This is a genomic window from Roseivivax sp. CAU 1753, assembly GCF_054482575.1.
In genome coordinates this window covers 331,476-345,429 of record NZ_JBTLRF010000005.1, presented here as the reverse complement: position 1 = coordinate 345,429, position 13,954 = coordinate 331,476, and the positions used below count along the sequence as shown (strand labels likewise).

The 13,954-nt window shown below is 68.6% G+C and carries 15 protein-coding genes and 2 tRNA genes; 5 read left to right on the top strand and 12 right to left on the bottom strand.

All coding sequences use genetic code 11. The annotated features are described in order from the left end of the window. Positions 1–494: 494 nt before the first annotated feature. From ACXYMN_RS13215 to ACXYMN_RS13185, 7 genes are all read right to left on the bottom strand, one after another. Positions 495–569, bottom strand: a tRNA-Glu gene (locus tag ACXYMN_RS13215). A gap of 121 nt (positions 570–690) precedes the next feature. After that, positions 691–765, bottom strand: a tRNA-Glu gene (locus ACXYMN_RS13210). Between the two features lie 56 nt (positions 766–821). Next, positions 822–2,579 carry a single-stranded-DNA-specific exonuclease RecJ gene (gene recJ / locus ACXYMN_RS13205; protein WP_459014173.1) on the bottom strand — a complete coding sequence of 586 codons (1,758 nt, stop codon included), beginning with the start codon at positions 2,577–2,579 and terminating at the stop codon, positions 822–824. A gap of 99 nt (positions 2,580–2,678) precedes the next feature. Next, on the bottom strand, positions 2,679–3,647 hold the full coding sequence (gene glpX / locus ACXYMN_RS13200; RefSeq protein WP_459014172.1) for a class II fructose-bisphosphatase: 969 nt from the start codon (positions 3,645–3,647) through the stop codon (positions 2,679–2,681). Between the two features lie 90 nt (positions 3,648–3,737). Further along, a complete protein-coding gene (locus tag ACXYMN_RS13195) occupies positions 3,738–4,160 on the bottom strand; it encodes an NUDIX domain-containing protein (protein ID WP_459014171.1) in 423 nt (140 codons plus the stop codon). Beyond that, positions 4,135–5,421: a homoserine dehydrogenase gene (locus tag ACXYMN_RS13190; protein WP_459014170.1), complete on the bottom strand. Its 1,287-nt coding sequence runs from the start codon at positions 5,419–5,421 to the stop codon at positions 4,135–4,137. Before ACXYMN_RS13190 ends, ACXYMN_RS13195 begins: the two co-directional genes overlap by 26 nt. Positions 5,422–5,496: 75 nt before the next feature. Beyond that, positions 5,497–5,772: a hypothetical protein gene (locus ACXYMN_RS13185; protein WP_459014169.1), complete on the bottom strand. Its 276-nt coding sequence runs from the start codon at positions 5,770–5,772 to the stop codon at positions 5,497–5,499. Between the two features lie 102 nt (positions 5,773–5,874). Here ACXYMN_RS13185 and ACXYMN_RS13180 point away from each other — a divergent pair, with 102 nt between their 5' ends. Beyond that, on the top strand, positions 5,875–6,462 hold the full coding sequence (locus tag ACXYMN_RS13180) for a TetR/AcrR family transcriptional regulator (RefSeq protein WP_459014167.1): 588 nt from the start codon (positions 5,875–5,877) through the stop codon (positions 6,460–6,462). 59 nt (positions 6,463–6,521) lie between these two features. Here the strand turns inward: ACXYMN_RS13180 and ACXYMN_RS13175 are convergent, their stop codons facing one another. Continuing rightward, positions 6,522–6,977: a c-type cytochrome gene (locus ACXYMN_RS13175; RefSeq protein ID WP_459014166.1), complete on the bottom strand. Its 456-nt coding sequence runs from the start codon at positions 6,975–6,977 to the stop codon at positions 6,522–6,524. A gap of 163 nt (positions 6,978–7,140) precedes the next feature. Between ACXYMN_RS13175 and ACXYMN_RS13170 the strand changes: the two genes are divergently transcribed. After that, complete coding sequence (locus tag ACXYMN_RS13170) at positions 7,141–7,575, top strand: DMT family transporter (protein WP_459014165.1); 435 nt, start codon at positions 7,141–7,143, stop codon at positions 7,573–7,575. On the opposite strand, the gene ACXYMN_RS13165 is transcribed toward ACXYMN_RS13170, so the two are convergent. The 3 genes from ACXYMN_RS13165 to ACXYMN_RS13155 all read right to left on the bottom strand — a co-directional run bounded on the left by ACXYMN_RS13165 (position 7,572) and on the right by ACXYMN_RS13155 (position 10,303). Then, on the bottom strand, positions 7,572–8,249 hold the full coding sequence (locus ACXYMN_RS13165; protein WP_459014164.1) for a DUF3047 domain-containing protein: 678 nt from the start codon (positions 8,247–8,249) through the stop codon (positions 7,572–7,574). The genes ACXYMN_RS13170 and ACXYMN_RS13165 overlap by 4 nt on opposite strands. 91 nt (positions 8,250–8,340) lie before the next feature. Then, positions 8,341–9,024: an ABC transporter ATP-binding protein gene (locus ACXYMN_RS13160; RefSeq protein WP_459014163.1), complete on the bottom strand. Its 684-nt coding sequence runs from the start codon at positions 9,022–9,024 to the stop codon at positions 8,341–8,343. After that, a complete protein-coding gene (locus ACXYMN_RS13155; protein ID WP_459014162.1) occupies positions 9,017–10,303 on the bottom strand; it encodes a lipoprotein-releasing ABC transporter permease subunit in 1,287 nt (428 codons plus the stop codon). The genes ACXYMN_RS13160 and ACXYMN_RS13155 overlap by 8 nt, the downstream gene beginning before the upstream one ends. Before the next feature lie 118 nt (positions 10,304–10,421). Between ACXYMN_RS13155 and ACXYMN_RS13150 the strand changes: the two genes are divergently transcribed. From ACXYMN_RS13150 to ACXYMN_RS13140, 3 genes are all read left to right on the top strand, one after another. After that, on the top strand, positions 10,422–11,063 hold the full coding sequence (locus tag ACXYMN_RS13150; protein WP_459014161.1) for an NAD(P)-dependent oxidoreductase: 642 nt from the start codon (positions 10,422–10,424) through the stop codon (positions 11,061–11,063). Positions 11,064–11,118: 55 nt separating this feature from the next. Then, on the top strand, positions 11,119–12,237 hold the full coding sequence (locus ACXYMN_RS13145) for a pyridoxal phosphate-dependent aminotransferase (protein ID WP_459014160.1): 1,119 nt from the start codon (positions 11,119–11,121) through the stop codon (positions 12,235–12,237). A gap of 61 nt (positions 12,238–12,298) precedes the next feature. Beyond that, on the top strand, positions 12,299–12,481 hold the full coding sequence (locus tag ACXYMN_RS13140; protein ID WP_459014159.1) for a hypothetical protein: 183 nt from the start codon (positions 12,299–12,301) through the stop codon (positions 12,479–12,481). An 81-nt stretch (positions 12,482–12,562) separates the two neighbouring features. On the opposite strand, the gene ACXYMN_RS13135 is transcribed toward ACXYMN_RS13140, so the two are convergent. Continuing rightward, on the bottom strand, positions 12,563–13,837 hold the full coding sequence (locus ACXYMN_RS13135; RefSeq protein WP_459014158.1) for a pyridoxal-phosphate-dependent aminotransferase family protein: 1,275 nt from the start codon (positions 13,835–13,837) through the stop codon (positions 12,563–12,565). Positions 13,838–13,954: the final 117 nt, after the last annotated feature.

Below are 13,954 nucleotides of genomic sequence, written 5' to 3'. Positions count from 1 at the left end.
CGCCCCGCAGGCAACCCCCGGCGTCTCCACCGCAGCGCCGCCCCGTCTGGCGTCCCAACCGCGCCTCAGCGCCGCCGGTGAAGGGGCTTCTACGGTCCCACACCAAAACCCGCAAGCAGAAAATTCACAAATCCCGGGAATTTCTCGATCGCGTCCACGAAAGTCCTGTCAGAGCGGAAAAATTCCGCACCAACGACACGGCGGCACCCCCCTGCCCCGCCCGGTATTCGCGCACTTGTAACACAACCGGGGCCGGTTCACCGACTCATTTCTGGAATCAGCGGCGGTTTTCGGGTCTGTCCGGGGCCCGCGTCCGCGCCCGGGGCGACGGCACCCGGGCGACAGGCTGGGAAACATGCCGCGCACGCGCCCCGGCCCGGCAACCGTCAACAGCCATCGCATAAAGGCGCCGAGACCCGGTACAGGGACCCTGTACGAAAGCCCGGCGCAACAGACCGGTGCGGAAACGGTTCAAACCGGGATCAGGGGGAGGGTGGCAGCCCGTAGGGGAATCGAACCCCTCTTTCCAGGTTGAAAACCTGGCGTCCTAACCGATAGACGAACGGGCCATCCTTGTGGCGGCTGCCTAGGCCAACACGCCCAAAGCCGCAAGAGGTTTCTTCACCGCGCCCGCGCATGCCCCGGTCACGGGTTAGCCGATGCGACGGCTGCAGGAAATCCGGGGAAAAGTGGCAGCCCGTAGGGGAATCGAACCCCTCTTTCCAGGTTGAAAACCTGGCGTCCTAACCGATAGACGAACGGGCCACGATGTGGCGTGCGCGGTGTTTAGAAAAACCGGCGCGTCGCCGCAAGGGGCTTTCTCAGGAATTTTCACCGGCGGCGCGCGCGGCGTCTTCCAGTCGCAGCTGCACGCATTGCCGCCCGCGAAACGCATTGACCTCGAGCCGCCCGGCCAGATGAAAGCGCGCGCCCTTGTGATTGCTGAGCGCGGCCCCCATTTCGGTCTCGAAGGCACCGAAGGCAATGGCGTCGACCTTGGCCCCCAGGCCGTCGCCGAAGCCCAGCTTCAGATGCCCGTCGCCGACAGGCTTGGCATAGCCGATCTGCACATCGGGAAAGACATGGCGCGGCGCGGGCGCACCGGCCCCGAAGGGCCCCGCGCGGCCCAGTGCCTCGATCAGCTCGATGGTCGCGGCCCCGGGCATCAGCACGCCGTCCAGCCGAAGGTCCGCGGCACCGCCCTGCCCCGCCCCCTGCCGTGCCAGCAACTCGGTCAGCCGCGCCATGGCCGCCTCGACCCCATCGCGCGCCACGGTCAGACCCGCCGCCATCCTGTGCCCGCCGCCCTTGAGCAGCAGACCCTCGGCGGCGAGCTTCTGGATCGACGCCCCCAGATCCACGCCCGAAACCGACCGGCCCGACCCCTTGCCCTCGTCGCCCTCAAGCCCGATGACGACGGCGGGGCGGTTGGTCATCTCTTTCAGACGCGCGGCGACGATGCCGACGACGCCCGGATGCCACCCCTCGCCCGCGGCCCAGACCAGCGGCGCATCGAGATTGCGGGTCTCGGCCTGGGCCAGGGCCGCGGCGCGGACCGCGGTCTCGATCTCGCGGCGTTCGGTGTTCAACAGGTCCAGCCGTTCGGCCAGCGCCGCGGCCTCGTGCGGATCGGTGGTGGACAACAGGCGCGCCCCGAGATCGGCAGCGCCGATGCGCCCCCCGGCATTGACCCTCGGGCCAAGGACAAAGCCAAGATGATAGGCGGTTGGCGCGGTGCCCAGCCGGGCCACGTCCGACAGCGCCACAAGGCCGGGCCGCGCGCGGCGTGCCATGACCTGAAGCCCCTGCCGCACCAGCGCCCGGTTCACCCCGCGCAGCGGCGCGACATCCGCCACCGTCGCCAGCGCCACCAGATCGAGCATGGCCATGAGGTCGGGCCCCTGCCCGCCATCCGCACGGATCTGGCGCCCGCATTCCACCAGCATCAGGAACACCACGGCGGCGGCACACAGATGCGCCAGCGCGCCATCCTCGTCCTGCCGGTTGGGGTTCACCACGGCGACGGCCGGCGGCAGGGTCTCGCCGCCCAGATGGTGATCCAGCACGACCACATCCGCCCTATGCGCCGCCGCCGCGATGGGCGCGTGCGAAAGCGTGCCGCAATCGACGCAGATGATCAGATCGTGGGTCGCGGCCAGGTCGGTCATGGCCGGCACGTTGGGGCCATAGCCCTCGTCGATGCGGTCCGGCACATAGAGCGTGACACCGCGATCCTGTTGTCGGAACCAGTCGATCAACAGCGCCGCCGAGGCGCCGCCATCGACGTCATAATCGGCAAACACCGCCACGCGCTCGCCCTTGCGCACCGCCCCGAGCACGCGTGTGGCGGCGCGCTCCATGTCGCGCAGACCGCGCGGGTCGGGCAGCAGATCGCGCAGCTTGGGGTCGAGATACCGGGCCGCCTCCGCCCCAGTAACACCGAGCCGCGCCAGGGTGGCACAGACCGGTGCGGCAAGACCGGTCTCCTGCGCCATGGCCTCGGCCTGCCGCTGCAGCTCGGGCGCGGGCCCTACCCAGCGCCGTTCGGTCAGCGACGTCTCGACACCCAGAAAACTCACGCGCGCGCGCCCCTCATGATCGGACCAGAAATACTCCGGGGGTCCGGGGGCAGCGCCCCCGGTGGGGATCGCCCCGCGATCCGCGCACCCCTGCCCGCCTCAGTGCCCAGTCGGGTTGCGATACACCATGCGCCGGACCGACCCGGTCTTCGAGCGCATCAGGATCGTCTCGGTGGTCAGGTAGCCGACCTCGCGCTTGATCCCCGGCACCAAAGAGCCGGAGGTCACGCCGGTGGCGGCGAAGATGACGTGATCGGTGACCATTTCATCGCGCGAATAGATCCGGTCGAGATCGGTGATCCCGGCCTTGGCGGCGCGGCCGCGTTCGTCGTCGTTGCGAAAGATCAGGCGGCCGTAGATCTGCCCGCCCATGCATTTCAGCGCCGAAGCGGCCAGCACGCCTTCGGGCGCGCCCCCCGACCCCATATACATGTCGATGCCGGTCAGGTCCGGCTCGGCGGTGTGCATGACACCGGCAACGTCGCCATCGGTGATCAGGCGGATCGCCGCCCCGGTGGCGCGCACCTCGGCGATCATGTCCTCGTGGCGGGGCCGCTCGAGGATGCAGACGGTGATGTCGCGGGTGGCGCAGGACTTGGCCCGGGCCAGCGCCTCGACCCGTTCGCGCGGGCTCATCTCGAGCGTGACCACGCCTTCGACAAAGCCCGGCCCGACCGCCAGCTTGTCCATGTAGACATCCGGCGCGTGCAGCATCGAGCCGCGCGGCCCCATGGCGATCACGGTCAGCGCGTTCGGCATGTCCTTGGCGGTCAGGGTCGTGCCTTCCAGCGGATCGAGCGCGATGTCGACGCCGGGGCCCTTGCCCGAACCCACTTCCTCGCCGATGAACAGCATCGGGGCTTCGTCGCGCTCGCCCTCGCCGATCACCACGGTGCCCTTGATATCGAGCTTGTTGAGCTGTTCGCGCATGGCGTTGACCGCGGCCTGGTCGGCGGCCTTCTCGTCGCCGCGCCCGATGAAGTCCGCCGATGCGATCGCCGCGGCCTCGGACACGCGGGCGAGACCCAGCGACAACATGCGATCATTGAAATCCTTGTGCGCGCTCATGGCGATGCTCCGACCCTTGTCTGTTTCCTGTTGCCCGCACACCTACCCTGCCCGCTTGGCGCAGCGCAAGAACAAGGGCGATGCGGGATTTTAATTAAAATCCCGTGCCAGCGCCCGCAGGCAGAGCCGGTCGACATCGCGGCTCATCATCAGGCGCGCGGCGATGACATCGGCGATCCCGAACCAGCCCGCTTCCTCGGCATCGTCGGCGGCCTGCACGTCACCGGTGGCATGCGCGCACACGAAGGCATCCAGACGGTAGACCGCGTAGGGGCGGATCACATGCAGCACCCCCAGCGGCGTGGCGCGGGCGGCGCGCAGGCCGGTTTCCTCGGTCAGTTCGCGCAGCGCCGCCGCGGCGGCGGGCTCGCCCGGTTCGCACTTGCCGCCGGGATACCCCCAGAGCCCCGCATCCGGGCGATTGCGGCGACGCACCAGCAGCACCCGGCCCGCGCGGATCACCACCGCGAGGGCCGCGGGGATCGGCTCAGACCTGTTCGATGCGGAGCGCAACCGGATCGCTTCCCAGCACGCCGGACGTGCTCATCGCGGCAATGGCCCGGTCCAGCGCGTCGCGCGTGGTCTTGTGGGTCACGATCAGCACCGGCGCGGTATCGGCGGAGTGATCGTATTGCCGCATCCGGTTGATCGAGATGCCCGCATCGCCCAGTGCCGTCGCGACCTTGGCCAGCGCGCCGGGTTTGTCGAGCAGCCGCATCCGCAGATAGTAGGGTGCCGGTGTCGAGACCAGCGCCGGTTGCGCCTCGACCAGCGCCCGGGCGGGTTTGCCGAAGGTCGAGATGCGCAACCCGCGCGCGATGTCCATGACGTCACCCATCACCGCCGAGGCGGTCGGCCCCTCGCCGGCACCGGCACCGCGCATCACGATCTGGCCGACCATGTCGCCCTCGATCACCACCATGTTGGTGCCGCCGTCTAGCTGGCCCAGAGGCGAGGTTTCGGGCACCAGGCAAGGTGCCATGCGCTGCTCGAGCCCGCGACCGGTCATCCGCGCCACGCCCAGCAGCTTGATCTTGTAGCCCATGTCGGCGGCCTGCCGGATATCGTCGATCGACACCTTGCCGATGCCTTCCAGCCTGACGCCCGCGAAGTTGACCTCGGTGCCGAAAGCGATGGCGGCCAGCAGCGAAAGCTTGTGCCCGGCGTCGATCCCGCCCACGTCAAGCTCGGGGTCGGCCTCGAGGTAGCCCAGGTCGTCGGCCTCGTCGAAGGCCTGCCGATAGGTCAGCCCGGCCGATTCCATCCGCGTCAGGATGTAGTTGCAGGTGCCGTTCATCACCCCCATGACGCGGCTGATCTCGTTGCCCGCCAGACCTTCGGTCAGTGCCTTGATCACCGGGATGCCGCCCGCGACCGCCGCCTCGAAGCGCAGCACCGCGCCGGTGTCGTCGGCCAGTTCGGCCAGCATCTGCCCGTGATGGGCCAGCATCGCCTTGTTGGCGGTGACCACGTCCTTGCCCGCCGAAAGCGCCGCCTGCGTCGCGGCCTTCGCGGGCCCGTCCGAGCCGCCCATCAGTTCGACGAAGACATCGACATCGTCGCGCCGGGCCAGGGCCACGGGGTCGTCTTCCCAGGCGTAATCGGTCAGCCGCACGCCGCGATCCTTGTCGCGATTGCGCGCCGAGACGGCGACGATCTCGATCGGGCGCCCGGTGCGGGTGGCCAGAAGGGTGGCCTTCTGCCGCACGATTTTCACCACACCTGCCCCGACCGTGCCGAGACCTGCAATTCCGAGACGCAGGGGTTCAGTCATATGACGCAAGGCTCCTTTGCCGATCTGGGGTTCGCGGCTTCCTCTAGCGACTTGGCGCAGGCGCTGCAACGCGTCTCAGGGATCGGCCACGCCGCGGGCCATCCGCGCCCGTGTCGCCGCGTCGATCACCGGGCCGCGCAGGCGGGCGGCGCGGGCTTCGAGCGACGCCGCGCGCGAGACCACGGAGGCGCGCAGGTCGGGGGTGGCGCGCGGCACCGGACCGCGCAGCAGCGCGTCCAGCGGCAGAAGGTCGGGATAGTCGGCCTCGGCCACGCCGGGCGTCGCCGTCGCATCAAGCTCGGGAAACTGCGCGCAGGACGCAAGCAAGAGAAGGCAGAACAGGCGATGCATCGACAATCCGATCCGGCGATGCTTCTGTCTTGCCCGAGGGGTCGGGGCTTGGCAAGGATGAAGGCGCTTGATCTGAACAGGCGTTCAATACACACTCGCGGAATGGCACGCACGCGCGGTTCCCATTCCGACATCACCGGCCCGCGCGTCGAGCGCGCGGCGCTGACGCTGTTCGCGCGCCACGGCTTTGCCGCCGTATCCATGCGCCAGATCGCCGCCGAGGTCGGGGTGCAGGCCGGGGCGCTTTACAATTACACGCGCGACAAGCAGCAACTGCTGTTCATGCTGTTGCAGCGGCACATGACCGATTTGCTGGCGGCCTATGCCGCGCAGGACGGGCCCGGAACGCCGCTTGACCGGCTAGAGGCATTTACCCGCTTTCACATCCGCTACAACGCCGAGCGTCCGGAGGCGGTCTTCATCTCGTACATGGAGTTGCGCAACCTCGAGCCCGATCATTTCGCCGAGATCGAGGCGCTGCGCCGTCAGTATGAAGGGGCGCTGGTCGACATCCTGCGCGACGGGCGCGACAGCGGGACCTTCGACATCGCCGACCCCCGGATCGCCGCCTTCGCGGTGATCGGCATGCTGACCCAGGTCAACACCTGGTTCCGGGAAGGCGGACGGCTGAGTCTGGCCGAGATCGAGGCGCTTTACTGGACCATGGTGCGCCGCATCGTCGGCAGCTGACGTCATGCCCCTCCCCGAGGCGCCCGCCCGTCAACACCGGGCGCGCCGTCCGTTCCGCGTCAGCGCGTGGCCTGGATCGTGCGCAGGTATTCGGTCAGCGCCACCAGGGTGCGCGGCGTCGGCGTCAGCACGCCATCGCCGGAATCGTAGGGCACGAGGTCGCCCGACAGCATGTCGCCGAATTCGGGCATGCCCGGCCCGGACAGGTCCGAGCGCGCATAGCCGTCGACGGTCGAGAGCACCTTGCGCGCCGGATAGACATCGCCGTTGCGCACGCTGAGCAGCGTCAGGTCCAGCGGCGGCTTGGTCATTGCCCGCGCCATCGGCCCGTCGCCCTTGCCCCCGGTGCCGTGACAGACCACGCAATATTCGACGAACAGCCGCGCGCCTTCCGCTTCGGTGGGCATGGCATCGGCACCGTCGCCGCCTGCCGGACCACCGGGGACCGCGTCCATTTCGCAGGCCACGAGGCCGCTCATGGCAAGGCCCGCGATGGCAAATCGAAACATGGTCATGTCGCTACTCCTGTCCTTTGCGGCCCTGTTTCCGGCAACGCGGGCGTCCGCGCAAGGGCGGATTGCACCGGGAACGGGCGGGCGGCGGGTTGTCGCGTTTTCCACGTGACACCCCCGCATGCACACTAGAGTGTCGCCGCAAGGTCAACCGGAAGGACACGCCATGCTCCACTATGCCGCAATCATGTTTCTGGCTGGAATTGGCATTCCGCTGCTGGCCGCGCTCAATGCCGCGCTTGGCATTCGCATGGCATCGCCGGCGGCGGCGGCGCTGATCCTGTTCATGGTGGCATTTGCGGCAACCGCCACCGTGTTGCTGGTCACCGGACCGGGGGCGCTGGCTCGGGCGGCGGGCGCGCCCAGACACCTGTTCCTGGCCGGTCTGTTCGTGGCGTTTTACGTGCTGACGGTGACCTATATCGCGCCGCATTTCGGCGTCGGCAACGCGGTGTTCTTCGTGCTGATCGGGCAGCTTGTGTCGGCGGCGCTGATCGACCAGTTCGGCCTGTTCGGCGCGCGGCCCTCGCCGCTGACCCTGACGCGCATGACCGGCATAACGGTCATGGCACTTGGCGTGTGGATCACCCAGAGGGCCTAGTCGACGGCCAGATCGCTGAGCCGCGCGTCGATGCGGGTTTCGGTATCGTCGCTGTCGCCCGACACGGCGATGCCCACAAGCGCACCGGGGGTGCCGCCGAAGGCCCGGGCGTAGTCCTGCGCCAGATCGACGTTTTCCATATGCGCGCCGGTGCCCGATCCGCGCAGCACCACGGTCTTGCCGCGGTCGCCGAGATAGGGGCTGGGCAGCACATCGCCGCGGGCATGGTCGCCGCCCCAGACATAGACCAGCGCGCGGATCGCGTCCTCGTTCAGCAGCCGGGTGATCGACGCGCCCTGCAAGGCCTTTGCATCGGCCTCGGGCAAGAACACGAAATAAAGCGCCAGGTTGCGGTCGTCGCCGCCCTTCTGCGTCAGGTCGGTGGCGGGCACGCCATCCGTCACGGACCACGCCCATTGCGCCGCCCGCGCGCCCCAGGCGCTTTCCGCCAGCGGGCGATAGGCGATCGAGACGGTGCCGTCTGACACCACCGACATGCTGGAGCCGTTAAAGTCGTAATCGTTGCCGGAGAAGATCGAAAAGCGCTGCACTTTCCAGCTCTTGTCGAACGGAACGGATGCGGCGGAGACCGGCGGCGCGAGCGCGGTCGCAAGGCAGAGGGCAAGGACCGCACCGACGGTCGCGGGCAAGGAAAAGGCGGCTGTTCGGGGCATGGACTTCCTCATTCACTGACACCACGGAAGATAGCGCCGCGCCGCGTTACAGCGAGAAACGAATCCGTGACAGGGCGCAGGCTTAACAGGCCTAGCGGGCGCGCAGGCGACCCTGGTCGAGCACGACCTGCCGATCCATGCGGGCGGCCAGATCGAGGTTGTGCGTGGCGATCACCGCCGCGAGCCCGGTGTCGCGCACCAGCTGCATCAGCGCGGCGAACACCCGGTCCGAGGTTTCGGGATCGAGGTTGCCGGTGGGCTCGTCCGCCAGCAGAAGGCGCGGCGCGTTGGCCATGGCGCGGCAGAAGGCGACGCGCTGCTGTTCGCCGCCCGACAGCGCCGCGGGCCGGTGTTTGGCGCGGTCCGAGATGCCGACCGAGGCCAGCAGCTCTGCCGCGCGCGCAGCAGCGTCCCTGCGCGAAGTTCCGTTTGCAAGCTGCGGAAGAATAACGTTTTCCTCGGCGGTGAACTCGGGCAGAAGGTGGTGAAACTGGTAGACAAAGCCTACCGTTTCGCGGCGCATCCGGGTGCGCCGACGGTCCGACTGCCCGGTCATGTCCTGACCCGAGATGGCCACTGTTCCGGCATCGGGCGTATCCAGCAACCCGGCGATATGCAGCAGCGTCGACTTGCCCGCGCCAGAGGGCGCCACCAGCGCCACGACCTCACCGGCGGCCACCGCCAGATCAACCTCGCGCAGGACGTGCACTTCACCCGGCAAGCCCTTGTTGTAGCTTTTGGAAATACCCGAAAGACGCAGCGTCGGATCACTCATACCGCAGCGCCTCCACCGGGTTCATCCGGGCCGCGCGACGGGCCGGGAAGATCGTTACGATGAAGGACAGGCCCAGCGACAGGCTGACGGCGGACATCACGTCGCCGAGTTGCAGCTCGGCCGGCAACTGATAGAGACCGCGCACCGACGGGTCCCACACCCCGCCGCCGGCCAGGTAGTTCACCAGCGAGAAGATCGGGTCGATATAGATCGCGAAGAGACATCCCAGGACCACCCCTGCCGCGGTCCCGATGATGCCGGTGAACGCGCCGCAGATGAAGAACACGCGCAGCACCGCGCCCTCGGTCAGACCCATGGTGCGCAGAATGCCGATGTCGCGGCCCTTGTTCTTGACCAGCATGATCAGCCCAGAGGTGATGTTCATCGCCGCGATCAGCACCAGGATCGAGAGGATCACGAACATCACGTTATCCTCGATCTCGAGCGCGTTGAGAAAGCCGCCCGAGGCGTCCTGCCAGGTCCAGGTATAGGTCCCGTTGCCCGCCGCCTGCTGCAGCGCGGGCCGCAGCGTGGCCACGGTTTCGGGGTCGTCCACGCGGACCTCGATCTCGTCCGCCAGACCGTCGCGGTTGAAGTAGAGCTGCGCCTCGGCGAAGGGCATGTAGATGCGGGTGCGGTCGATGTCGTAGCGCCCCGCGTTGAAGATGTAGACCACCTCGTAGGATTTGACGCGCGGGCTTTGGCCGAAGGCGGTCTTGACCCCGTCGGGCGAGATCAGCTTGACCGGATCGCCGATCCACACGCCCAGTTCGCGCGCCACCCCCGACCCGATGGCGATGCCGTCGCCGTAGCGGGCGATGTCGCCGCTGCCGGTTTCGGGATCGACGATGCGCGGCAGGGTGCGCAGGTCGTCGACCGCCATGCCGAAGACCTCGACGCCGGAATTGCGCCCGTTGGCGTTGGCCATGACCTGTCCCTTGACGATCGCGGCCGCGTGGGTCACCCCCGCCACCTCGGCGAGGCGCGACGCCCGGGCGTCGAAATCGGCGAAGGAGCGGCTGACGATGCCGTCGGCATTGCGCGTCTCGGCGGCATAGACGGTCACATGGGCATTGGCCCCGAGGATCGTGTCCACGAATTCGGCCCGGAAGCCCGAGCGCACCGCCAGCGTCGCGATCAGCGCGAAAACTGCGAGCGTGATGCCCAGAAGGCTGATCCACGTCATCACGCTGACGCCCCCCTCGGCGCGTTTGGCGCGCAGGTAGCGCCAGGCAATCATCCATTCGAACGGGGCAAAGGGGGCGGTGCGTCGGGCCATCGTGCTCGGCTGTTGTTGGGCTGGGCGATAGGTGACGGCTGGGCCGCGCGCCGTCAAGCAGCGGCGCGCCTTTTCTTTGGCAACGCCCCGCTTACCTAGGGGACAAAGGAGATTGGACATGAGCAAGATACTGGTGATTGGCGCGACCAAGGGCATCGGGCTCGAGGTGGTGCGCTACGGTCTCGGACGCGGCCACGAGATGCGGGCCTTCGCGCGCAGCGCCGCAGAGATGACGCTGGAGCACGACCGGCTGGAGCGATGGCCGGGCGATGCCACCGATCCCGACGACCTGGCCCCGGCGCTTGCGGGGGTCGACGCGGTGGTGATGTGCCTTGGCATCGAGGAAAGCGTGGCGATGATCTGGAAGCCGGTGACGTTGTTTTCCAAGGCAACCGAGGCGCTGTTGCCGCTGATGGCCGAACACGGGCCGAAGCGGTTGCTGATCGTGACCGGGATCGGCGCGGGCCGGTCGATCCGGGCGCTGAGCTGGATCGAACGTCAGGGCCACGCGTTCCTGCTGGGCGAGCCCTACAAGGACAAGACCCGCCAGGAAGAGATGGTCATGGCTTCGGATCTGGACTGGACCATCGCGCGCCCGGTGATCCTGACCAAGCGTCCGATGACCGGGAAATACAAGGTGCTGACCGACCCCGAGAGTTGGCGGATGGGGCTGATCTCGCGCAGCGACGTGGCGCATTTCCTGCTGCACGCGATCGAGGACCGGAGCCATGTGCGCGGCGATCCGGTGCTGACCCGGTGACGCGCGGCGCGGCGGGCCTTGTGGTCCGCCACGCCGATCCGCATACTCCGCGCCCATGACCGGACCCAGATTGACCCGCCTCGCCCAGAGCCTGCCCGCCGACGTGCCCTTCGTCGGCCCCGAAGTGCAGGAGCGGCAGACCGGTCGCCCCTTCCGGGCACGGCTGGGCGCCAACGAATCGGTGTTCGGTCCGTCGCCCCGGGCGCTGGCCGCGCTGCGTGCCGCCGCACCCGACGTCTGGATGTACGCGGACGCGACCAATCACGCGCTGAAGGCGGCGCTGGCAGAGGCGATGGGGACCGCGCCCGACAACATCGTGATCGGGGCCGGGATCGACGGGCTCTTGGGCACGCTGGTGCGGCTGCTGATCGAACCGGGCGACCCGGTGGTGACGTCGAACGGGGCCTATCCGACCTTCAACTACCACGTTACCGGCTTTGGCGGGGTGCTGCACAAGGTGCCGTTCCGCGAGGATCGAGAGGATCTGCCCGCGCTGATCGACAGGGCGCGTGAAACCGGCGCGAAACTGGTCTACCTGTCCAATCCCGACAACCCGATGGGGTCCTGGCATGAGGGCCGCGCCATCGAGGCGGCGCTGGACGATCTGCCCGAAGGTACGCTGCTGCTGCTTGACGAGGCCTATATCGAATTTGCGCCCGAGGGCACCGCGCCCCGGATCGACCCCGAGGATCCGCGCGTGATCCGCATGCGCACCTTCTCGAAGGCGCATGGGATGGCGGGGCTGCGTGTCGGCTATGCCACCGGCGCGCGCGACCTGATCCGGGCTTTCGACAAGGTGCGCGATCATTTCGGCATGACCCGCGTGGCGCAGGCGGCGGCACTGGCCGCACTCGGGGATCGCGACTGGCTGGCGCATGTGCAGGCTGAAGTGCGGCGCGCCAAGGACCGGATCGGGCGGATCGCCGTGGCCAACGGTCTGGTGCCCCTGCCCTCGGCCACCAATTTCGTGACGCTCGATTGTGGCCGGGACGGTGCCCATGCCAGGGCGCTGGTCGCCGCGCTCGGGGCGCGCGGGGTGTTCGTGCGGATGCCCTTCGAGGCCCCCCAGAACCGCTGTATCCGGGTGAGTTGCGGACGCGATCAGGACCTCGACGTGCTGGAGGAGGTGCTGCCGGGCGCGCTCGAAGATGTGACCGCCGCGATCGCGCGCTAGGCTTTCAATCATCCGGCACCGGCCTATCGTTGTCTTCACGAGTCAAGGAGGCGGTCGGATCATGCAGCATCATCCCCGGGGCACGGCCCCCAACTATACCGTTCCTGCCCTGGTGATGGGCGCGATCAACCTGTTCTGGATCCTGGGCGTGATCTGGGTGCTGTTCGGACTGCCGGTGGTGCTGGCGCTGTCCTGGGTCATGAAAGCGTTGCTCGACCGGATCGCCGAGCGTCGGCATGGCTAGGGCGCGCGCGGGCGTCGCCACGGGCGCGCGGGCGGATCCGGGCGGCGCGGGCGCGGCGGCGCGCCGGACCTGATCCGGCGCCTAGTCGCAGCACCGGGCCGGGGTCGTGGTCTGCGGTGTTTGTGATGTCTGCGCCCCTCGTGCGCCAGTCGCCGCCGCGCTGGCCTCGGCGATGACCTGGACCGCCGCCGACACGCCACCTGCCCCATGCGGCACGCCAAGCGCCGTCAGTCCGGCCTCGACCGTGCCCACGAGTCCCAGGATCATATGCGCGTTGACATGGCCCATATGTCCGAAGCGGAAAAAGCCGTCGCCCCTGGGGTCACCCTCTTCGATCATGCCCAATCCGATGCCCAGGGTCACCCCCGTCTGGTCCGCCGTCCAGGCCCGAAGCCGCGCCCCGTACGGCGCGCCGACGCGCAGCGCCGTCACCGCGTGGCTGCGATGGGCCGGATCGGCCACGTTCAGGCGCAGCGGCCCGCCCTCGGACCAGACATCCGCCGCCGCCCAGATGGCACGGGCCAGCGTGGCGTGGCGCGTCCAGACCGCCTCCATCCCCTCGGCCAGGATCATGTCGAGCGCACAGCGCAGCCCGAACAGGTGGTGGGTCGGTGCGGTGCCGCAGAAATGCTGGTAGAACATCTCGGGCGCAGCGCGTTCGGACCAGTCCCAGTAGCGGCTGACGCGGGGCATGGCGCGGCGCACCGCGGCGGCGCGGTCGTTGAAGAACACAAAGCCCATGCCCGGCGGCACCATCAGCCCCTTCTGCGAGGCCGCAAGCGTCACATCCGCCCCCCAGAGGTCCATCTCGTAGCGGTCGCAGGCCAGCGACGCGATGCAATCGGCCATCAACAGCGCCGCGTGACCGGCGGCGTCCAGCGCCTGACGGCACAGGGCCACGTCCGACCGGATCGAGGACGCGGTATCCACATGCACCGTCAGCACCGCCTTGATGCGCCCGCCCGCATCGTCAAGAAGCCGCGATCTCAGGCGGTCGGCATCGATTGGCGCCTGCCTGCCGAACTCGAGGATTTCGACCTCGATGCCCATCGCGCGCGCCATGTCCGCCCAGCCGTGCCCGAAGCTGCCGGTGGCGCAGACCAGCACCGTCTCGCCGGGGGCGACGGTATTGGCCAGCGCCGCCTCCCAGATGCCATGGCCATTGGCGATGTAGATCGCCAGGTGTCCGTCGGTGCGCGCCACCTGCTTGAGGTCGGGCACCATGCCCGCGACCATGTCGACCAGCGCACCTTCGTAAATATTGGGCGCGGGCCGGTGCATCGCCTGCAGCACGGCGTCCGGGATCACCGACGGTCCGGGAATGGCAAGGTAGGGGCGACCGTGGGCGAGTGACATGGGGCGAAGACCTTCCTGGGGCTGCGCCGCAAGGCACGGGCGCATTTCGCACCCTACCCCCGCCGCCTGCGGCGTCAATCGCGTCACGTTTCGGCGGCGGTGCGGTCGCGAAGGCTT